This window comes from Lamprocystis purpurea DSM 4197, assembly GCF_000379525.1.
Classification (GTDB): domain Bacteria; phylum Pseudomonadota; class Gammaproteobacteria; order Chromatiales; family Chromatiaceae; genus Thiodictyon; species Thiodictyon purpureum.
This window is the reverse complement of record NZ_KB902430.1, coordinates 56,242-77,815: the sequence shown is the minus strand read 5'-3', so window position 1 is coordinate 77,815 and position 21,574 is coordinate 56,242. Positions and strand designations below refer to the sequence as shown.

16 protein-coding genes and 1 tRNA gene are annotated in these 21,574 nt (G+C 65.4%); 3 read left to right on the top strand and 14 right to left on the bottom strand.

Annotation, left to right across the window (positions count from 1 at the left end):
• Positions 1–93: 93 nt before the first annotated feature.
• The 3 genes from A39O_RS0107640 to A39O_RS0107630 are packed head-to-tail and all read right to left on the bottom strand — an operon-like array spanning position 94 to position 4,705.
• Positions 94–1,419, bottom strand: coding sequence for a replication-associated recombination protein A (locus tag A39O_RS0107640; protein ID WP_026199233.1), 1,326 nt, complete (start codon positions 1,417–1,419; stop codon positions 94–96).
• 19 nt (positions 1,420–1,438) lie between these two features.
• A complete protein-coding gene (gene lolA / locus A39O_RS0107635; protein WP_020504096.1) occupies positions 1,439–2,101 on the bottom strand; it encodes an outer membrane lipoprotein chaperone LolA in 663 nt (220 codons plus the stop codon).
• A 6-nt stretch (positions 2,102–2,107) separates the two neighbouring features.
• On the bottom strand, positions 2,108–4,705 hold the full coding sequence (locus A39O_RS0107630) for a DNA translocase FtsK (RefSeq protein ID WP_020504095.1): 2,598 nt from the start codon (positions 4,703–4,705) through the stop codon (positions 2,108–2,110).
• A 187-nt stretch (positions 4,706–4,892) separates the two neighbouring features.
• On the opposite strand from A39O_RS0107630, the gene A39O_RS0107625 reads away from it, so the two are divergent.
• On the top strand, positions 4,893–5,903 hold the full coding sequence (locus A39O_RS0107625) for an OmpA family protein (protein ID WP_020504094.1): 1,011 nt from the start codon (positions 4,893–4,895) through the stop codon (positions 5,901–5,903).
• Positions 5,904–5,965: 62 nt separating this feature from the next.
• Here A39O_RS0107625 and A39O_RS0107620 read toward each other — a convergent pair whose 3' ends face one another.
• Positions 5,966–7,063, bottom strand: a complete 1,098-nt coding sequence (locus A39O_RS0107620; RefSeq protein WP_020504093.1) for an alkene reductase — start codon at positions 7,061–7,063, stop codon at positions 5,966–5,968.
• A 319-nt stretch (positions 7,064–7,382) separates the two neighbouring features.
• Between A39O_RS0107620 and A39O_RS0107615 the strand changes: the two genes are divergently transcribed.
• On the top strand, positions 7,383–7,790 hold the full coding sequence (locus tag A39O_RS0107615) for a hypothetical protein (protein WP_020504092.1): 408 nt from the start codon (positions 7,383–7,385) through the stop codon (positions 7,788–7,790).
• A 158-nt stretch (positions 7,791–7,948) separates the two neighbouring features.
• On the opposite strand, the gene rnr is transcribed toward A39O_RS0107615, so the two are convergent.
• Positions 7,949–10,219, bottom strand: a complete 2,271-nt coding sequence (gene rnr, locus A39O_RS0107610; RefSeq protein ID WP_020504091.1) for a ribonuclease R — start codon at positions 10,217–10,219, stop codon at positions 7,949–7,951.
• 131 nt (positions 10,220–10,350) lie between these two features.
• Here rnr and A39O_RS0107605 point away from each other — a divergent pair.
• Positions 10,351–10,435, top strand: a tRNA-Leu gene (locus tag A39O_RS0107605).
• Between the two features lie 103 nt (positions 10,436–10,538).
• Here the strand turns inward: A39O_RS0107605 and A39O_RS38040 are convergent.
• The 9 genes from A39O_RS38040 to A39O_RS42610 form a co-directional block, all read right to left on the bottom strand.
• The gene (locus A39O_RS38040; protein ID WP_083924570.1) at positions 10,539–13,112 is read right to left on the bottom strand and encodes a right-handed parallel beta-helix repeat-containing protein; all 2,574 of its coding nucleotides are present in this window, start codon (positions 13,110–13,112) and stop codon (positions 10,539–10,541) included.
• Between the two features lie 597 nt (positions 13,113–13,709).
• Positions 13,710–14,477, bottom strand: a complete 768-nt coding sequence (locus A39O_RS0107595; RefSeq protein ID WP_020504090.1) for a Uma2 family endonuclease — start codon at positions 14,475–14,477, stop codon at positions 13,710–13,712.
• Between the two features lie 643 nt (positions 14,478–15,120).
• A complete protein-coding gene (locus A39O_RS0107590) occupies positions 15,121–15,468 on the bottom strand; it encodes an HVO_A0114 family putative DNA-binding protein (protein WP_020504089.1) in 348 nt (115 codons plus the stop codon).
• 123 nt (positions 15,469–15,591) lie between these two features.
• Complete coding sequence (locus A39O_RS32495; RefSeq protein ID WP_051088779.1) at positions 15,592–15,804, bottom strand: hypothetical protein; 213 nt, start codon at positions 15,802–15,804, stop codon at positions 15,592–15,594.
• Positions 15,805–16,049: 245 nt separating this feature from the next.
• Positions 16,050–16,937, bottom strand: coding sequence for a formylglycine-generating enzyme family protein (locus A39O_RS0107580; protein ID WP_020504087.1), 888 nt, complete (start codon positions 16,935–16,937; stop codon positions 16,050–16,052).
• Positions 16,934–17,620, bottom strand: coding sequence for a formylglycine-generating enzyme family protein (locus A39O_RS43485; RefSeq protein WP_407635631.1), 687 nt, complete (start codon positions 17,618–17,620; stop codon positions 16,934–16,936). Before A39O_RS43485 ends, A39O_RS0107580 begins: the two co-directional genes overlap by 4 nt.
• A complete protein-coding gene (locus A39O_RS0107575; RefSeq protein ID WP_051088778.1) occupies positions 17,589–18,158 on the bottom strand; it encodes an REP-associated tyrosine transposase in 570 nt (189 codons plus the stop codon). The genes A39O_RS43485 and A39O_RS0107575 overlap by 32 nt, the downstream gene beginning before the upstream one ends.
• 153 nt (positions 18,159–18,311) lie before the next feature.
• Positions 18,312–18,578, bottom strand: coding sequence for a hypothetical protein (locus A39O_RS0107570; protein ID WP_020504085.1), 267 nt, complete (start codon positions 18,576–18,578; stop codon positions 18,312–18,314).
• Positions 18,575–21,532, bottom strand: coding sequence for a formylglycine-generating enzyme family protein (locus A39O_RS42610; RefSeq protein WP_020504084.1), 2,958 nt, complete (start codon positions 21,530–21,532; stop codon positions 18,575–18,577). The genes A39O_RS0107570 and A39O_RS42610 overlap by 4 nt, the downstream gene beginning before the upstream one ends.
• Positions 21,533–21,574: the final 42 nt, after the last annotated feature.

The window sequence follows — 21,574 nt, the reverse complement described above, 5'->3', positions numbered from 1 at the left end:
CGCGTGGATCTTGGCGAAGGTCTTGTTCAAGATCTCGCGAGGCCCGATCGCGGCCGGAGGCCGCTCCCACGATCGCCGTTGCGGCCAAAGCGATCACTCAGACCCGCCCGACGCTCCATTCTCGCGTGCCGCGCGATCCAGTGCGCGCAGGCGGTCGAGCTTCTCGCGGATCCGGATCTCCAGACCGCGGTCGGTCGGCTGGTAATAGCGCCGTTCGCCCAAGGCTTCGGGAAAATAGGTCTCGCCGGCGGCATAGGCCTCCGGCTCGTCATGCGCATAGCGGTAGGCGTGCCCGTAGCCCAGGCCCTTCATGAGTCGGGTGGGGGCGTTGCGCAAGTGGTTGGGGACCTCCGCTGTCCCGAATTGGCGGGCGTCGGCCAGGGCCGCGTTCCAGGCCAGATAGATGGCATTGCTCTTGGCCGTGCTGGCCAGATAGACGGCGGCCTGAGCCAGGGCGAGTTCGCCCTCCGGCGAGCCCAACCGCTCCTGGGCATCCCAGGCATTCATGGCCAGCGCCAGGGCTCGCGGGTCGGCATTGCCGATGTCCTCGCAGGCCATGCGCACCAGCCGGCGGGCGATGTAGAGCGGATCGCAGCCGCCGTCGATCATGCGCGCCAGCCAATAGAGTGCGGCATCCGGGGCTGAGCCGCGGATGGATTTGTGCAGGGCCGAGATCTGGTCATGAAAGAGATCGCCGCCCTTGTCGAAACGGCGCACCTGACCCGCTGCCACCGCGGCCACCCCCGCCGCGTCGATGATCCCGCCCTCAGCCAGTTCGGCCGCCAACTCCAGCAGGTTGAGCGCGCGGCGAGCATCGCCATCGGCCGCTTGCGCGAGCAGATTGGCCGCGTCCGCGGGGAGTGTCAGGCCGCTCGAACCCAATCCATTGACCGGGTCTTGCAGCGCACGGGTGACCACGGCGGCAATGGCATTGAGATCCAGCGGCTTGAGCACATAGACACGGGCGCGCGACAACAGGGCGTTGTTGAGTTCGAATGAGGGGTTTTCGGTGGTGGCGCCGATGAACGTGAGGGTACCGTCCTCGACATGGGGCAGAAATGCGTCCTGCTGACCCTTATTGAAGCGGTGCACCTCATCAATGAAAAGCACGGTGGCCCGGCCCTCACTCCGGCGCATCTGCTGCGCCTGCGCCACCGCCTCACGGATGTCCTTGACCCCGGCCAGCACCGCCGAAAGATTGATAAAATGCGCACCCGAGCGCACCGCCGCCAGCCGCGCCAGGGTGGTCTTGCCGGTGCCCGGCGGCCCCCAGAAGATCATGGAATGCAGCCGACCCGAGTCGATCGCCTGGCGCAGCGGCTTGCCGATGCCGAGCAGATGGTCCTGACCGACGAAGCCGTCGAGGTCGTGCGGGCGCATCCGATCGGCCAGGGGTGCGTCAGGCGTCGGCGTGGTCATGCGGTTTGGACCCGCGGTCTCAGTCGAACGACAGGAAGTCCCCGCCGGCCTTTTCGTCGACCTCGAACAGGGCGGCGTCGAGTGACGGGTTGCGCTTGATCTCGGTGAAGTTCAGCCGGGTAGTCTGGCCGAAACTGTCTTCCATGATCATGCTCTCGATCCCCGTGTCGCCGAACCCCAGTTCGATCCGGATCACGTCGGTGTCCGCCGCCTTGGGCGTCAGCTCGACCCACTCGCGGCCGTCGGTACTGTCTATCGGCTTGGCGGTGAAATGCCGGTCGATAGGGTCGTTGTTCGCCAGCAACAGGGCCGGCGTGCCGCGCAGGGCCTTCTCCTCGGACTGGTGCGAGACCTGATCCAGTTCCAGATCGTGTAGATAAACCCGCTTGCCGTCGGCGATGATCACCTGTTTGCCGGGGGTTTCGTACTGCCAGCGGAACCGTCCAGGGCGCTGCAGATAGAAAGTGCCCCGCCCCTCCATCATGCGCGTCCGGTCGGCATTGAACGTGAACTGGGCGAAATCCGCCTCCAGGCTGGTCAGCCCCTTGAGGTAGGCGTCCAGGCGCTGCGTTCCCTCGGCGCCGGCCGGCAGCCAGATCAGGCTGAGGATGGCAGTCAGAACGTACGCAATCGGCGCGGAAAGTCCGCGCCGCGCCGCGGTGCGGGGGTGCAAATGACGCATAGGCATTCAATCCTCGTGGACAACAGGGGGGGCCAGCACCTCACGGTTCCCATTCGTCTCCGGGGGGCCGACGATGCCGATGCGCTCCATCTCTTCGATCATGCGCGCGGCACGGTTGTAGCCGATCTTGAGCCGGCGTTGTACCCCTGAGATGGAGGCGCGTCGGCTCTCTACAACGATCTGCACCGCCTCATCGAAGAGCGGGTCGCTGTCCTCGACATCACCGCGCGGCTCCGGATCGATCCCCGGCAGCGACTCCTGGGACTCGCGCAGGATATCCTCGATATAGTCGGGCGCGCCCTGGGTCTTGAGGAATTCCACCACGCGGTGCACCTCATGATCGTCGACGAAAGCCCCGTGCACCCGCTGCGGGATGTTGCCGCCCGGCGGCAGGTAGAGCATGTCACCGTGGCCGAGCAGTTGCTCCGCACCCATCTGATCCAGCACGGTGCGCGAATCGATCCGGGAGCTGACCTGGAACGAGATCCGGGTCGGGATGTTGGCCTTGATCAGGCCGGTCAGCACGTCGACCGAGGGCCGCTGGGTGGCGAGCATCAGATGGATGCCGGAGGCGCGCGCCTTTTGAGCCAGACGGGCGATCAATTCCTCCACCTTCTTGCCGACCACCATCATCATATCGGCCAGCTCGTCGATGATGACCACGATATAGGGCAAATGGCCGATGGTGGGCACTGCCCCCTCCATCCCCGGATTCTTGGCGAACTCGGCCGCCAGCACCGGGTCGCGCAACGGCTCCCCGGCCGCCTCGGCATCCGCGACCTTGCGGTTGTAACCGCCGATGTTGCGCACGCCCAGGGCGGCCATCAGCCGATAGCGGCGCTCCATCTCACCGACACACCAGCGTAGGGCATTGGCCGCCTCCTTCATGTCGGTCACCACCGGCGTCAGCAGGTGGGGAATGCCCTCGTAAACCGAGAGTTCCAGCATCTTGGGGTCCACCATGATCAGGCGGACGTCCTCGGGTCCGGCTTTGTAGACCAGGCTCAGGATCATCGCGTTGATGGCGACCGACTTGCCGGAGCCGGTGGTGCCGGCGATCAGGGCATGGGGCATGCGCGCCAGATCGACCGAGACCGGCAGACCGGAGATGTTGTGACCCAGGGCGAGCGTCAGGGGCGATTTGGACTCCAGATAGTCGGTGGAGCCCAGGATTTCGCTCAGAAACACCGTCTCCCGTTTCTCGTTGGGGATCTCGATGCCGATCACCGATTTACCGGGGATGACCTCGACCACCCGCACGCTGATCTTGGACAGCGCGCGCGCGAGATCCTTGGAGAGACCCAGAATCTTGCTGGACTTGGTACCGGGCGCCAACTGCAACTCGAGCAGCGTCACCACCGGTCCGGGGTAGGCGGCCACCACCTCCACCTGCACGCCGAAGTCCTTGAGCCGCACCTCCACCAGACGCGACAGCGCCTCGATCTGCTCATCCGTATACCCCTTGCCGGTCTTGCGCGGCAGGTCCAGCAGGTCGAGCGGAGGGCGGCGGCCCTCCCCGGTCGGCACGGACTCGGACCGGACAAGCGGGCACCCGGCAGCCGCCGGAGTGCGTCGCACCGTTTGGACCCGCGGCGCTTCTTTGGGTACCGGCCGCTGGCCCTTGATCAGATCGGTCAGGGTGAGAACCGGCTCAGACGCGGGCTCGGCATCGGGCTCGGACTCCCTGACCGCGGTGGTCGCGGCCTGGGGCACAGCGGCCGCGGCAGGTGCGGGCGCATCCAGCCACTCGGGGTCCCGATCCGCCAAGGACTCCGACGGCGGCTCCGCATCGGCCTCGGGCTGCTGACGCTTGGCCACGCGGGCAACCGCCTCCGATTGGGGCCAGTCCCAGGCCCCCGACGCGTCCGCCGCATCCGCCGCATCCCGCGTCGGAGCCAGTTCAGCGGCGTCGATCAGTTGGAGATCCTTGGGGAGCTCGATCGGCACGGACCCGCCCCGGCGCCTGGCCAAGGCGGACAGCCCACCCGCCGCGCCGGCACCCAACGAGCGCAGCCCCTGCAACAAGCCGTCACCCAGCGACTCGATCAGCGCGAACCAGGAGATCCCCGAAAACAGGGTGAATCCGACCAGGAGCACGCCGGCCAGCAGGACCTCGGTGCCGGCCCCGAAGCGCTCGGCCATGAGACCGCTGACCGCGTGTCCCAGGCCGCCGCCGCTGCCGTTGGGCAGCCCCGTACCCAGCGCGATGAAGTGCATGGTCGCAAAGCCGCAACCCGCGGCCAACGTCAGCAGAAAGCCGATCCAACGCAGGGCCAGCATCCAGGCCCGCGGTGCGCCCTCCTCCTCGCGCCCGCGGAACAACACCCAGGCGCTGAACCCCACCATCAGCGGCACCAGATAGGCAAAATAGCCGAAGAGATACAGACTGACATCGGCGAACCAGGCCCCGGTCCGCCCCCCGGCGTTGCTGATCCGCGTCGTCTCGCCGACGTAGGACCAGCCCGGGTCATCCGGCACGTAGGTCACCAGCGACAACACCAAGTAGAGAGCGACACACATCAGCGTCCACATGGCCCCCTCGCGGAGCGCCCGTTCGACATAATCGCTGAAATTCAACTGTCCGCTACGCGTCGCCTGAGCCATAAGCACCTCCCGGAATCTGAGTCGACAGTATAGCTTTGCCTACCACAGTTAGGGTGATTTCCGGATTGCATCAGAAACCTTCGTGCAAAAAAGACAACATGTGCTATTTTTGCATCTGGCGCTTGGATCGGGACGACCAACCCCAACTGAACGCCTGACCTATCATCAGTTATTCGGGTATCGCTCCATGAAAAACATCTATCGAAGCACACTCTCCGCCCTCGTCCTCGCCGCTCCGCTGGCCGCGATCGCACAAACCGATTACCAGACCGACACGCTGCCGCGGTTCGATGACCGCTGGTACATCCTCCCCTTCGCCTCCTACACCTGGGCGGACGAGAATCGGGGCGTCGATGACGGCTTCGGCGGCGGGTTCGCCGTCGGCAAGCCGCTCAACGAACGCCTCAATCTGGAACTGCGGATGACCTACACCGACCTGGCCAGCCAGGACGACGCCGGCGGCGACTTCCGCATCGGCGACCTGGGTGTGGACGGCCTGTTCTTCCTGAGCCGCGGCCGCTTCCAGCCGTTCCTGCTGGCCGGCATCGGCATCATCAACGACGATTTCGAGTGCAATATTTCCGAGGTGAACATCGGTAACTGCAAATCCGGCAGCGGCTTCAGCTTCATGGCCGAGGCCGGTGCCGGCTTCGTGGTGCCGATCACCGAATATGCCTCCTTGCGGGTCGACGGCCGCTACCGCTACGACGATAATGCGGCCCGCCTGATCGACGATGAAGACTTCGGCGACTGGATCGTCACCGCCGGCATCGTGATTCCGCTGGGCAGCCGCGCCAAGCCGGCGCCCGTGACCCGGACCTTCGAACTGTCGGCTGACGCCCTGTTCGCCTTCGACAAGGCCACCCTCAAGCCCACCGGCGCGGACCGGCTGAACACCTTTGCCGGCGATCTCAACCAGGTCAATTTCAACGACATCCAGGTGGCCGGCCACACCGACCCGATCGGCTCGGAAGCCTACAACCTGGCCTTGTCCGACCGCCGCGCCAACACCGTCCGCGACCATCTGGTCGGTCAGGGCATTCCCGCGGATAAGATCTCGGCACAAGGCTTCGGCAAGAGCCAACTGAAGGTCACGCCGGCCGACTGCGCCGGTGCCAAGTCCAGAGAGGCGCTGATCGAATGCTATCAACCCAACCGCCGCGTTGAAGTGACGGTCGAGGGCATGGTCGAGAAGTAATCCGCCGGGCGGGCAGCCGCGTCCTGAAGGCAGGCCGCGGTTGCCCGCTGACCCGCTCCCGATCAGTGCCCGTCGAGGAACGGATAATCGGTATAGCCGTGTTCATCGCCGCCGTAGAAAGTCGCCTGGTCGGGCGCGTTCAGGGGGACGTCAAGGCGCAGACGCTCCACCAGGTCGGGATTAGCGATGAACAACTTGCCGAACGCGATCAGGTCGGCGTGGTCCGCGGCGCGGGTGGTCAGTGCCAGTTCGCGTGAATAGCCGTTGTTGCCGATGTAAGTGCCCTTGAACAGCGGGCGCAGGGTCGCGAGATGAAAGCGGTGACCGGTCTCGCGCGGGCCGCCGGTGACACCCTCGACGACATCCAGGAACCCGATACCGCGGGCCGAAAGCTCCCGCGTCACATAGGTGAAAAGCGGCTCCGGATCGCTGTCGGCGATGTCGTTCGCCGGCGAGAGCGGCGCGATGCGCACGCCGACACGGTCCTTGTCCCAGACCTCCAGCACCGCGTCGGTCACTTCGAGCAACAACCGGGCACGGTTCTCGATGCTGCCGCCGTAGGCATCCGTGCGCAGATTGGTCTTGTCGCGCAGGAACTGGTCGAGCAGATACCCGTTGGCCGCGTGGATCTCGACCCCGTCGAAGCCGGCCGCTCTGGCATTGCGCGCGGCCTGCCGGTAGTCGGCGATGAGGCCGGGAATCTCCTCGAGCGTCAGCGCCCGCGGCGTCACCATGTCGACCATCCCCCGGCCGGTGAACACCTGCCCCACCGCTTTGACCGCCGAGGGCGCCACCGGAAGCGCGCCGCCCTCCTGCAGCTCGGGATGCGAGATGCGCCCGACATGCCAGAGTTGGCAGAACATCTTGCCGCCCTGATCATGCACGGCCGCGGTCACCTGCCGCCAGCCGGCGATCTGCGCCTCGCTGTAAATGCCGGGCGTCTGAATGTAGCCCTTGCCCTGCGGCGAGATCTGCGAGGCCTCGCTGATGATCAGACCGGCGCTCGCGCGCTGCGCGTAATAGGCCGCCATCAGCGGCGTGGGCACATCGCCGACACCGGCGCGGCTGCGTGTCAGCGGGGCCATCACGATGCGGTTGGCGAGCCTCAGGCTGCCGAGCTGGTAGGGAGAAAACAGGTCACTGGTGTCGTGGTCGGGCATGGATCGCTCGTATGGAGTGGTGGTGGCGTGCATGGGATTCCATCACGCCGGAAGTGGATGACCAGTATATCGCCTTCGCATCTGATATCCGGACATCGCCTTGGTCGTTGGCCGCATCATCCGGACCCCCGTTGACACGGCGTGAAGCGGGCGTAGACTGAGCGCCGAACCGCACTTACGGCGGTGTATTGGCCGACCTCGAGCAGCCTTCCGGCCAGGCCACTGGACGCACGGGCGGGGCTGCCGCGATCCCCGGACGGGGGATCGCCCTTGATCGAGGCCCCTCTTCCATCCTCGCCGCAGGACGATCGAAACGACCATGAACTCCCCAGCCACCGCACTGAAAGGCCTCGTCGTGATCGCGCTCCTGGCGCTCGCCGCGGGCTGCGCAAGTGATTTTCAGGAAAAAGAGAACCTGGCCGTCGCCGCCGGTTTCAAGGCGATCACCCCCACCAAGCCCGATCAGGTGACACTGCTCTCAACGCTGCCGGCGGATCGGGTCACCCAGGTCGCCTATAACGGCAAGACCTATTACATTCTGCCCGACGTCAAGAACAACCAGGCCTTTATCGGCGGACCCAAGCAGTATCAGAGCTACCAGCAACTGCGTCTGGCCAAACAAATCAGCAACGAAAACCTGGAGGCCGCCGAGATGAATCAGGCGGCCGCGATGAACTGGGGTGCCTGGGGCGGTTGGGGCGGCTTGGGCGGCCCCGGCTGGTATTGAGCCGAGCAGAGCGACCGGAGCGGCCGCACCTCGGGGACAGGGCAGTCCCCGTGGGAGCGGCCTCCGGCCGCGATTGGACCTTGCGGACCATCGCGACATCGGCATTCACCGTGAGACCGAATCGCGGCCGGAGGCCGCTCCCACAGCACTGATGCCCATCAGCTTTTGCGCCGCCGCCGTCCTGAGCCCGCCGCGCGCGTCTCCTCGACCGCCGGCGGCGCCAGCACGAAGTCGATCTTGCGGTCGTCCAGATTGACCGCCGCCACCTGAATCCGCAGCCGGTCGCCCAGACGATAGACGGTGCCGGTGCGCTCGCCGGCCAGCCGGTGACCGATCGGGTCGAAGTGATAATAGTCGTTGTCCAGCGCGGTGATGTGCACCAGACCATCGACATGGATCTCATCGAGCTGAACGAAAATGCCGAAGGAGGTCACGCTGGTGATGAGCCCCTCGAACTGCTCGCCCAGCTTGTCCTGCATGAACTCGCATTTGAGCCAGTCATTGGCGTCGCGGGTTGCCTCATCGGCGCGCCGCTCGGTGCCTGAGCAGTGCTCACCGATCTGCTGAAGATCGGACTTGGCGTAATCCAGATCCGCCGGCGCGCCGCCGTCGAGCAGGTGCTTGATGATGCGGTGGACGATCAGATCCGGATAACGGCGGATCGGCGAGGTGAAGTGCGTATAGGCCGCATAGGCCAGGCCGAAATGACCCAGGTTATCCGCGCTGTACATGGCCTGCTGCATGGAGCGCAACAGCACGGTCTGGATCAGTTGGCGGTCCGGACGATCCTTGATCTCGATCAGCAACTGGGCATAGTCCGCGGCCGTCGGCTTGACCCCGCCCGGCAGCTTGAGCGCGAGCTGACCCAGGAACTCGCGCAGATCGTTGAGCTTCTCCTCGCTCGGCAGGTCATGGATGCGGTAGAGCGCCGCGATCTTCTTGCGCTCGAACAACCGCGCCGCCGCCACGTTGGCGGCCAGCATGCACTCCTCGATCAGCCGATGGGCATCGTTGCGGATCACCGGAACCACGGCGGCGATGCGCCCTTGCTCATTGAACTCGAATTTGGTCTCGATCGAGTCGAATTCGATGGCCCCGCGCGCCGCGCGGGCGGTATGCAGCGCCTGATACAGGGCATAGAGTTCGTGCAGATGCGGCAGCAGCTTGGCGTGGCGGACGCACAAGTCCGGGTCGCCGTCCACGATCATCGCCGCCACCTGATCATAGGTGAGCCGCGCCTGCGAGCGCATCACCGCCGAGTAGAACCGGGTGCGGGTGACCTTGCCCTCGAAATCGATGTACAACTCGGCGGTCATGCACAGCCGATCCACCTCCGGGTTCAGCGAGCAGAGCCCGTTGGACAGGATTTCCGGCAGCATGGGGATGACGCGGTCGGGGAAATAGACCGAGTTGCCGCGCGCATAGGCCTCGCGGTCCAGGGCCGTGCCGGGGACCACGTAAGCCGAGACATCGGCGATCGAGACCAGCAGCTTCCAGCCCTTGGGCTTGCGCTCGCAATACACGGCGTCGTCGAAGTCGCGGGCATCGGCCCCGTCGATGGTGACCAGCGGGAGTTTGCGCAGATCCATGCGGCCGGCCTTCGCCGCCTCCGGCACCTCCGGGGTCAGCGCCGCGATCTCGGCCTCCACCGCGGCCGGCCATTCCACCGGCAAATCATGGGCGCGGATGGCGATGTCCGTTTCCATGCCGGCGGCCATGTGGTCGCCCAGCACCTCGGCGATGCGGCCGATCGGCGGGGTGCGCACCGTCGGCTGATCGGTGATCTCGGCGACCACGATCTGGCCCTGGGTGGCGCCGCCCAGACGGTCGCTGGGAATGATGATGTCGTGGGCGAGCCGCTTGTTGTCCGCAGCCACGAAGCCCACCCCGCCCTCCTGATAAAGCCGGCCCACCACGGTGCGGGTGTTGCGCTCCAGGGTTTCGACCAGCGACCCCTCCAGACGCCCGCGCCGGTCGCGCCCGCTCACCCGCACCACCACCCGATCGCCGTGGAACAGCGCCTTCATGTCCTTGGGATACAGATAGAGGTCATCGCCGCCCTCATCGGGGCGCACGAAACCGAAGCCGTCCGGGTGTCCGATCACCCGCCCCACGATCAAATCGCGGTGATTGACGATGCAGAAAGCGTGCTTACGATTGCGCAGGAGCTGACCGTCGCGGACCATGGCCCCCAGCCGGCGCTCCAGCGCCACCAGATCCTCGGCGGCAGTCAGATCCAGGATCTGCGCGAGCTCCGGCAACTCCAGCGGGGTGCCCTGCGCGGTCAGGGTTTCGAGGATGAACTCCCGGCTGGGAATCGGGTTCTCGTACTTCTTCGCCTCGCGTTGGCGATGCGGGTCCTTGTCGCGGGCGGTCCGGCTCGGGGGCGGGGTTTCGGTCTTCTCGGGGGTCGTCTTGCGTCTTGCCACGTGGTGTTACTGACTCTGCTCTGAAAAATGTCTAAGGTCTGATAGTGTACCGTTGACAAGGCGCCCTTGTCTCACTAAGATGCGCGCTCCCGGTCACAGTCAGCCTTCAGGCCGACCAGCCGCCGGGATAAGCCGAGGTGGCGGAATTGGTAGACGCGCTAGTTTCAGGTATTAGTGGGGCGACCCGTGGAGGTTCGAGTCCTCTCCTCGGCACCAATTGCTGATCAGCAATCCAACTGATCAAGAAATAGAGAAGGCGCTGTGCAAACAGCGCCTTTTTTGTTTCCGGCGGATATTCCCGGTCCGCTTTCCGGTGCGGTCACCACGCTCCCGCCAACGGAACATCGGTTGAAGCGCCGAACGCGAAGGTGAGGGTATCGCCGCCGGTCGCCCCGTCCCACCGCTGGTTTGCGTTGACATCGAGAAAGAACTGGCGGGTACTCGGGCGCCAGCAGCCAATCTCGTCGGCGCCGTCACCGTTCCAATCGCCGGTCACCGGGAGGTCAGCCGCCGACCCGAACGCATCGGTCAGGGTATCGCCGCCCGCGGTGCCATCCCAACGACCGTTGCCGTTGGTGTCCAGCCGGAAGCGGCGGTCCGTCGAACGCCAAAAACCGACCTCCTCGCGACCAACCCCGTTCCAGTCGCCGACCACCGGGCGGTCAGTGGCCTGTCCGAAGGCATCGGTCAGCGTATCGCCACCGGTCACACCGTCCCACCAACCGTTGCCGTTGCTGTCCAGCCGGAATCTGCGGTCGCTCGGGCGCCAGGTGCCAACCCCATCAGTCCCCTCACCGCTCCAGTCGCCGGTCACCGGCAAGTCGGTTGCGAGACCGAAGGCGCCGGTCAGGGTATCGCCGCCCGCGACTCCATCCCAACGGCGGTTGCCGTTGGTGTCCAGGAAGAACTGGCGGGTACTCGGACGCCAGAAACCGACATCATCGGTGTGGTCGCCGTTCCAGTCGCCGACCACCGGGCGGTCAGTTGCCTGTCCGAAGGCAGCGGTCAGCGTATCGCCGCCGCCCACTCCGTCCCAACGGCCGTTGCCGTTGGTATCCAGCCGGAACCCACGGTCGCTCGGGCGCCAAACCCCAAGGGCCGCTGGGGCAGCGCCTTGTACTTCGTAGGCGCCGATATCAAGGCGGCCGTGACCCACCCGCGCGTACGGGTCGCCCCGCTGGTCGAAATCCGGCGGCGGCGCGAAGTCCGGGTCACCGCGGTCAAGCGCCGGGTTGCCGGCAAGCAGGGCATGGGTTGGCGTCGGACCGCCGTTATCCTGCAATGGACCGAGCCCAGGATCGACACCGATCAGATTTGAGCCGGCAACAGGTTCGTGAATGGTGGCCGCACCTGGCGCTTGAATGAGACAGTACGCGGCAGTGAAGACACCCTCCAGATCAGAGCCGGAACCACCGACAGAGTTGCCTGCCACGATGCTATTCTCCAGCATGGCACTCGCTTCGTTCTCAAAATAATAACCCCATTGCACACCGCCGCCCTGAGCATCCGCCGAATTCCCGACAATCGTGCTGTTGCGGATACGCAGAGGTCCTTGTTCGGCAGAGTAAAACCGCACGCCGCCGAAGGCGCCGAAATTACCCGAGATCGTGCTGTTGCTGATGTCAAGCTCATTGTGAACCCAGCCGGTGAAATTCGACACCTCGATCCCGCCGCCCTGATTGTTATCGATCGTGCTGTTGCTTACGGAACACATTGAGTTCGCGTAACCGTCAGAGGATTCAACAACTCCGACCCCGTCATTGCCGGAGATCCGACTGCTCTCGATCACAATGGCGCCGCCGCCGGTCGTAAGATAAACCCCATCGCCCCGATTGCCGGAAACCTGGCTGTTGATCACGCTGGGATGGCCGAAACGCCGCGCCAGCACTCCAGACCCGTCATTACCCACAATCTGACTATTTTCGATAATTGTTGGCGATGGCCCATAGTTCCAGTCGCATTGTCCGCCATGCGCCAAGACACCACCGCCACCGTTTCCGGAGATAGTACTGTTAATGACCGAAACAGCCGTGCAGCCACCGCGTATTCCAACGTCTTGGTTATCAAGGACGCTGCTGTCCTGAATGACAATTTGGGCGTTATAATATGAGTATAACCACGAACTCTGATCAGTATCGCCACGCAGTCCAGGCCCCCGGTTCCCGCTGATCGTACTGTAATTTACCTGCAGTGTCGGAGTTGCCTTGTTTTCATAGGTCTCGAATGTCACCCCACCATCGGAATTCGCAGAAATGGTGCTGTCATTTATTATGATCAGAGCCGTGCTGTCGGCGGGATACGGTGAGTATTCAGGCGAAGTGAAAACGCTAACGCCGATTCCGACTCCAACATTACCTGTGATCACCGCGTCGTTGATCGTCAGCGTCGACCCTGATTGGTCAACCGCAATCTCGCACGTGATGGCCCCGCCCCTGCTGTCCCCAGCGGCGCCGCGAGTCAAGGTCAGCCCGGAAAGCGTGATATCGGCGTCCGTAATATTGATCTGAATCAGTGGCGCGGCAAGATTCCCGTCGATCGTCAGCAGATCCGAGCCCGGCCCACTGATCGTGGCTGAATCGGTGATCGCGAGCGACCCGGAGGTCAGCGTCAGAGTGCCGCTGACACTGCTGAGCGTGACTTGATCTGCCCCAGGATGCGTGTTGGCGTCCTGTAATGCCTGCCGCAGGCTTCCGGGACCGGAGTCGAGCAGGTTGGTGACGGCGAACGTATCGCCCTGACTCAAGGAAGGCACGGCCATGGCCAGTGTCAATACGGCAGCCGAAGCCAGACGCATCCCTGAGCCCTGCTGCAGGCAGCCCGTGATCGCCATGGAGAGCGGGTGCGCCCGATAGGACGCCGTGACCGCAAAATCAGTGCGAGTGGCCATGACCATACCCCCAATGCGCTCATCGGTCGATACAGAGAAAAAGCCACGGAAATCCTATCGGGATTACAACATTCTTATGCATCCGGAAACCCGATCCGGCTGATGATCGCCGCTGGTCCGCAGCCTGTCCTGCCAATGAGTCTAGCACCGCTCACTCCTTTTTCAACTGAGAAACCAGGGTTGCATGAAGTGAACTTTGTAGCCAACCCAGTCCACGCCGCGCTTGGTGCTGTAGCGCGCCTGCGGGTGTCGGAAGCGTAACCTAAGGCCGTCACGCGGGAGACTCCTAGGATGCGGTGAGGAACGGACACTGATGGCGAATTCGCTAACCCATTGAAGCCCAGCGTCTCCTGAACATGCTTTCAAGGGGTTACGGGGCTCTCCGGGCATTTCGCGGCCAGGGGGCGTTGGGGTTTGCTCTCGCTCACTCCAACCTACGGGCTCTCACCGAAAAAGAAGATGCTCTCACAAAGACACAAAGACACGAAGAAGAAAAGAGAGCTAAAAAGCCATGAAAGGCTTCTCTATCTTTGTGTCTTTGTGAGAGGATTTCTTCTCTTTCTTCCGTGTCTTCGTGAAAAACCCTTGATCGGGCCCCCAGGCTCAAGGCTCGAACCCCAGGGCGCGCAACCGCTCGGCCAGTTGCTCCGCACGCGCGTGTTCCTGCTCGGCACGGGCACGCTCCTGCGCGGCGCACGCGCGCTCCTCCTCGGCACGCGCACGCTCCTCCTCGGCACGCGCACGCTCCTCCTCGGCACGCGCACGCTCCAGCGCGGCACGCCCCGCCTCATCGCGCAAGCGCGCGGCCAGTTCAACCGAGGTCAGGAACGGCTGGCCCTGCGGATCGAAGATCTCCAGCGTCTCGCCGGTCAACGCAAAGCGAATACCCAGCCGCGGACTGACCCAGCCCTTCAAGTGGGACATCCGCCGCACCCGCCCCTCCTGACGCAGCCAAATCTCCAGCGTGTTGGCGGACGGATCGTAGACGTAGTATTCCTCGACCCCGTAGGTGTCGTAGTAGGCCAGCTTATCCGCCATCTCCTTGAGACTGTTCGCCGGCGAAAGGATCTCGAACACCACCTGGGGAGCGATACCACCCTCTTCCCACTGCTTGTAACAGCCGCGGCGGCCCTTGGGCCTGCCGATGGCGACCATCACGTCCGGGGCCACCGGGCCGGCGATCCGCCGGTCGGGAACCGGATACCAGAAAAGATCGCCGGCGACGAAGACCTGCGGGTCCTGCGCAAAGAGGATCTCCAGATTCTCCTTGATCTTGACCAGCCACTCATACTGCTCGGTATTCTCCGCCATGGGCTCGCCGTCGCTCTCCGGATAGGGGTCATCGGGATCGAAATGCGCGAGGGGATTCATCGCCGCGGTCCTCCTCTGGGGGTTGGCGTCAGTCGGAAGTGTAACCGTAGGATGCGGTGAGGCACGAACCGCATCGCAGGTCGCGCGCTGGGTGATGCGGTTCGAGTACTCACCGCATCCTACGGGCTCCAACCTACGGGCTCTCACCGAGAAAGAAGATGCTCTCACAAAGACACAAAGACACGAAGAAGAAAAGAGAGAAAAAAAGCCATGAAAGGCTTCTCTATCTTTGTGTCTTTGTGTCTTTGTGTCTTTGTGAGAGGATTTCTTCTCTTCCTTCCGTGTCTTCGTGAAAAACCCTTGATCGGGCTCTCAGGCTCAAGCCCGGTAGGTTGGGGTGAGGAACGAACCCCAACGATCGGCGGCCGGGATGTTGGGGTTCGTTCCTCACCCCAACGGTCATGATCGCCGCGCTCACCCCCTCCCATGAAAGTCGGGCTATGCTTAGGAGGCCGAGCCAAGGCCGCGAAGTTATAGGCATCTACGGGGTGGTGCTTGACTGAGCGCCGGAGGCCCGGCCAACGCCGTACCCTTATCGTGTCTCTGCGAGACTGCGAGGGTTGTTGTCGTCTCTGGCCCCGCCCGACTTTCATGGCAACCTACGGGCTGCACCAGCCGGGGCCGAGGCCGCCGCCCGTGGGGTCTAGGCCGCCGCGGCCCGCACGATCAATTCAAGGCGCACCGTATCATGCGGCAGGCTTAACTTGCCCTCGCTGGTCTTGTCGATCAACCCGCAGTCGGCCAGCACCTGGGCATCCGTGTGCACGCCCTTCACGTCGCGCCCGACGCGCCGCGCCAGCGCGCGCACCCCGAGCGGCCCGGCACCGGTGAGGGCCTTGAGAATGGCCCAGCGGTTCGCGTTCAGGGTCGTCAGCAGTTGTTCTTCACTGGGGAAGGAGTAGGTACAGCCCTGCGGCACCCCGCTGAATGCGGCCTTCATGCTCGCCTGCACGGTCGCCAGGTCAGCGACATCAATGGTCAGCGTGGTCATCGCGGATTCCTCGCCTGGTCATAAGTCCGTCCACCCCGCGCTCTCGTGACACCGCTCCGGCGGTGTCACGCATGTCTTGGCGCTCCACGCCCAGGGCCTGGGGGCCACGTTATGATCAAGGTCTCACGGCTCCGGCCACGCGGCAGGGCGGACCAGCGCCTCATCGCGGCGCAGCCCTTCGCTGAGATACGACTTCAACAACGTTTGATACCCGGAGAATCCCTTAAGCGGGGCAATCACTTCCAGCGACTCCACCACGTCCACCGGGATGCGTAGCGTAATCGTGGTCATGGGCCGATCTTTCGCCAACCGTTTCTGCAAGCGTTCAGACAGCATACAGCGCCTCCTCGATAGAGCCTTCGTATCTGATATCCAGACAGACCTTTGCTGTAGGGGCGGGTTTAAAACCCGCCCCTACGTCTAGTTATCACGCCCGAATGCGCTATAGGTTGTCAATCACCCGGCGCATCCACCTCACCGCCTGATGGAACTTGCGTCTCCTCGCCCACCGCGTGGCCTGACCGCCCGCGCCTTCCGCTCGCTCCCGCTCGCTGCCTGCGCGGGCAGTCCGGCCCCGCTCCTCACTCGCCGGGCTGGCCGGGCTCGGGACCTAGGGCAAGCCGGAAACCGTAGTGGAGGACGCGGTGGCCGGGGCCGAGGCGGTAGCGGGACGCGGAGCGCAGGTACAGCGCCTCGTAGAGCCAACTGCCGCCGCGCAGCACACGCCCCTCGCCCGAGTCAGGGCCGACTGGGTCAGTGACCAGCCCGGACGGATAATCGCCATACCAGTCGCGGCACCACTCCCGGACATTGCCGTGCATCTCGTACAGGCCCCAGGGGTTGGGCAGCAGGGAGGCCACCTCAATGGTCTCTTGCCGATAGAGCCCCTTGCGGTTACCGCGATAGGGAAAGTTGCCGTCGTAGTTGGCCTGCTCCGGGGTGATGTCGTCGCCGCAGGAGAATGGGCCAGTGGTCCCGGCGCGACAGGCATATTCCCACTCGGCCTCGGTCGGCAGCCGTAGGGTCCGCTGCGCGGACCGACCCTCCGCCACCGCCCCAGGCTGCGCTGAAACCCGACCCGGAAAAGCAGCCAGTTCGGCATTCAGCCGGTCAATGAACCCCTGCACATCGTCCCAGGAAACGTTCTCCACCGGCCGCCGCTCGCCTTTGAACCCACTTGGATTCCCGCCCATCACCGCCGTCCACAGGGCCTGGGTGCAGGCGGTCTCGGCCAGCCAGAAACCGCGGGTGAGGAGCACCGGGTGCTGCCGCTCGTCGCTGCGATGCTCATGCTCGGATTCGGGCGAGCCCATGAGAAACGGCTCAGCCGTCGGCGGAATCCACCGAAACGCCTGCCGCACTCCACGATAAATCAGCGATTGCCACAGACCGAAGGGGTCCTCACCCCAATCGCCGGCCCAGCAGGCGGGGAACTGCTCCGGAGGCGGCCCGGGCGGCGGCCCCTTCATCGCGCGCCGCACCCGATTGAGGGCGGCCGGACGGCGAGCCTTCGGGAGGCATCCGCTCCCCCTACCAACACACCGCCGGCCCTGTGCTTTTCGCCTGCCGGGCGGCAGGACAGGATGAGCGTCTGGTCCATGGGGCAACTGCCGCCGCCCCGTCGAGCTAGGGCAAGCCGGAAACCGGTGTTGTGGTTGCGGTTGCCGGGATCGTCGTGGTTGCGGTACGCGGAGCGCAGGTTCTGCGCCTCGTTGATCCAACTGGCGCCGCGCAGCACACGCCTCTCGCCTGATGAGACCCTCACCCCGTAGGGTCCGCTGTGCGGACCAACCCCCTCGTAGGGTCCGCTGTGCGGACCAACCCCCTCGCAGTCAACCCCGACGCCGCAGGTGCCCGTACGTACCTGGNCCGCGCAGCGGACCCTACGGGACCTGCCCAAGCACGCGGGCTCGTAGGGTCCGCTGTGCGGACCAACCCCCTCGCAGTCAACCCCGACGCCGCAGGTTCCCGTACGTACCTGGCCCGCGCAGCGGACCCTACGGGACCTGCCCAAGCACGCGGGCTCGTAGGGTCCGCTGTGCGGACCACCCCCCTCGCAGTCAACCCCGACGCCGCAGGTTCCCGTACGCGGCCGGTCCGCGCAGCGGACCCGACGGGGCTCAACCAAAACCTCCCGGTTCTCCGCAACCATCCGACAAATCCCCGAATTCAAGGGCGATACACCCCCAATCCTCGGGGTAAACGCCGGCCTGCCGATAGCGGTGGAACGACGACCAGGGCCAATCCCGCGCGCAGGTCGCATAGCCGTGTTTCACCGGATTGTAATGGATGTAATCCAAATGGCTGCACAGGTCCGCCTCCCCCCGGATGCAGTGCTCCCAGAACTTGCGTTGCAGCACGCCGCGGCGGCGGTGGCGCTGCCGCGAGGCCGAGACCGGCTGTTCCGCACCACCGCCCGCCAGCCAGGCCTTGGTGAACTCCTTCTTGATCCAACCGATGCGCCGCGGGTAGGCGCAATCGCCCGTCGGCAGCCGCCATAAGGTATGCAGATGGTCGGGCAACAGCACCACGGCGACGATATCGAAAGGCCAGGTCCGCCGACAATCGCACAGCACTTGGCGCAGGATGGACCGACCCACGGGCGAGGTCAGAATCGGGGCCCGGCCTTCAGTGACCAGGGTAAAGGCGTAGGTACCGCCGGGCACCAAGACGCGCCGCCAATTGGACATCCGCTGAACCATTTAAGTGGGAGAGCCGGTTTGCGTAGTCTACCGTAGGGTCCGCTCCGCGGACCGAGAACCTCAATGAACGTTCGCGATTTGATTCGGGGGGAGGGGCTGGGGGATGGGCTGGGGGATGATCCGCGAAGCGGACCCTACGGGTTATACATCCGGGGGATGAGCCGCGGTCCGGGTCGTTGGATAGGCGACGGGGTGGTCCGCGCAGCGGACCCTACGGGTTGCGCCCGGCGCGCCGGGGGCGGTCTCGGTGTCGGCGTAGCAGACGGACAGCGCCCAAAAGCTGCTCCAGCCGTCGGCGACCAGATGACGGTCGACCGACAGAATGCGGTATTGAGCGAGCAGGCGATTGAGCTCCTCGGTCGCGGCCTCCGGCTCCAGGGCCGGAATGTGGAAGAAATGGTATTTCATGTTTTTGTGCTCCCCTTGCCCCCGCGGGGCCGGACCGCCCGCGCCTTCCGATCGCTCCCGCTCGCTCCCTGCGCGGGCAGTCCGGCCCCGCTCCCTACCGGCTGGCCATTTCCTGCCTGGCCGGGCTCGGGACCTAGGGCAAGCCGGAAACCGCAGTAGTGGCCGCGGAAGCCGGGAGCGCCGTGGAAGCGGCACGCGGAGCGCAGGGAGTGCGCCCGGTAGACCCAACCGCCGCCGCGCCGCACACGCCTATCGCCTGAATCAGCCCCCGCGGGGTCGATCACCGGCCCGGCGGAATAGTCACCGAACCAGTCCTGACACCATTCATCGACATTGCCGTGCATCTCGTAGAGCCCCCAGGGGTTAGGCGGCAATGAACAGACAGCAACCGTCTTGCTGCCGATATTCGCCAGTTTGGAATCGAACACATCACCGAAAGAATACGCCGTGGTGGTCCCGGCCCGACAGACATATTCCCACTCCGCCTCGGTCGGGAGGCGAAACCCTTGGGTCGGCCGCGCAGACCGCTCGACCGACCCGCCCAGCCAGGTATTCAAACGCCCGATGAATACCTGGATGTCCTCCCAACTGACCTGCTCGACCGGCAACTGTGGCCCCTTTGTGTAGCTGGGGTTCTTATCCATCACCGCCTCCCACAACGCCTGGGTGCAGGCAGTCTCCGCCAGCCAGACACCGCGGGTGAGGATGACCTCATGTTGCGTCTCGTCACTGTCGCGACCCTGCTCTGTCGGCGGCGAACCCATCTGAAAAACGCCTGGCCAAATCCAGCGCAGCCCGATGGCGACGCCTTTGATGCTGATCTCCGCACGCAGCCCATACCGATCACGGCTCAGGGTCCAGCCGGCGCCCGCCGGGACCAGTCCAAACGACCGCAGCGCCTTGAATTGGTCCGCATCGACAAAGGCGCCGTGACCGTCCCAGGGCGAGTCCACCGCCGGACCCACGGGCAAGCCGGGCCAGCGCAGCCATTCCAGCGGGGTGCACCAGGAGGCGCGCCGCTCGCCCTGACCCGCCGCGACGCCGACAAACAGGCCGTCCTGATCCCGCCCCAGGGTCTGCGCCCAGGGGGGCCGCTCCATGAGGGTGATGAGCAGTTCCTCGAAATCGGTGCGCAGCCGCCAGCCGTGCTCGCCCAACGGCAGTGCACCCGCGCCGCCGGCGGCCGGGTCCAGTCCCAGACTCATCCATGGCGCACCGGCCCGCTGCTCCTGCACCGCAATCACGGGGCGGCCGGTGGGCATTTCCGCGATCACCGGGCTGCCGCTGACGATGGCCCCGGCGGGCGCCGCCGCCGGTTCCCATTCCAGCCAGTCACCGCGCTGCATCAGGCGCCAGTCTTGCCGCTTCCGCGATGTTCCGGCAGCCGCGAGCGCTCGGTGGATGTCGAAACCAAGCGGCAGCGTTGCCCCCTCCTCCAAGGCCCGCGGATTGACCTTGAGCCACAGGGCCTCCGAACGCGGGCTGTACCGCCAGGCATCCTGGTGCATCCGAGCGGCACGGCGGTTGACCCAGGCTGCAAGATACCCGGCACGTTCGGCATCGTCCGGTCTGCCTGCATGGTCCAGTGCCTTCGCCACTTGGTCGAGAAAGATCTCGGCCGCGGGATCGGTCAGCCCCAGCATGGCGGCATGGAGAATCCGCTCCTCCATGCAGTCCGACTGCCTGGCACCCGCCTGCTGCTGGGCGCGGATGAGTTCCCAGGCCAAGCGGCGCTGGGCCTCGTCGCCAGTCTCGGGGAAGGCACGGCGCAACTGCTCGACCGCCTCCGGGGCACCGGGGAGCAATGCGAAGTCCCCGGCCACGAATGCGGGATGCTGCCAGGCCGCCGCCTCGCTGCCGGTATCCGCCAGACCCACGGGCAGCCGGTGACGCAACTGACGCAGCAACACCGGGCGAATAGCGACACAGGCGCTGAGCAACGCGAGGAGGCGATGCGCCCCCTGATCGTCCCGGATCGCCTGTTCGAAATCGACCGCCCAGGCCGGCCAGGGGCGGGGACCGGCCGGCCGGGGCGGGATTTGTGCGCCGCGGTCGAGAAAAACCGGAAAGTAAAGACCGGCCAGTGTCGGGTCCCACCAGCGGGGCGGACAGGGGGTGAGGACAACCGGCGGCCGACCGCTGCCCGCGAGTCGCCGGCCGAGCCGAACCCAGGCCTGACGCTGCGCCGGCGTACCCAGACAACCCAGGTCACCGGCAATCAGTACGGGCTGGCCTGCCGCGGGCGGGGTATAGGGACGCGGCGGACCCCAGGTCCCGGCCTCCCAGACGTGTACCAGGCCATCCGGCCCCTGATCCATGCGCAGAATACGCAACCCGGTGCCGCCGCGCAGGCGCGGCAAAGCTGCCTTGAGGGCATTGAAGTCATCCCAGAAGGGGTAGAGCCGCGGGTGCAGATCGAGAATGAGCTCACCCGCGACGGCCCAGCGTTCGCCCTTGAGTCGCGGCAGTCGGCGCAGGGGTTGGATGCGCGCACAGGCCGCCGCCACCTGCCGGAGGTCGATGCGGTGACGCTCGGCCAGCTCACCCAGGGCCGCGCGCAGGAAGGGCCAGAGCCGCGGCCAGGGAATCAGGGGCGGCGCCGGACCCAGGGGCGCGACCGGCGACGCGGGCTCGGGCGGCGGCTGGGGCTCGGTGATCGCGGGCGGCGGGGCGAGCACGCGGCGCGCGATGACGCGGTACTGGCGGTGTCGAACCCTGGTCGTCACGGGCTGCTCGCCGGCGGGGGCGGAGAGCGGAAGGCTGGACTGCCCGGCGCTGTCAGCCGCGTCTTCGGCCGCGTGCTCCGGCAGGTCCGCGTAGCCAAGAACCTGCGCGAGCCGACCGAGACGGGCATCGTCCAGACTAACAGCCCAGCGGATGAAATCGGCGCGACCCAGCGCGGCGCGGTTCATGGCGCCGGCGGACGTGTCGGTCGGCTTGCGACCGAAGGGCACGGCGGGGCTCGCACAGCGCCGGGAGGGTACGGAAGCGACCGT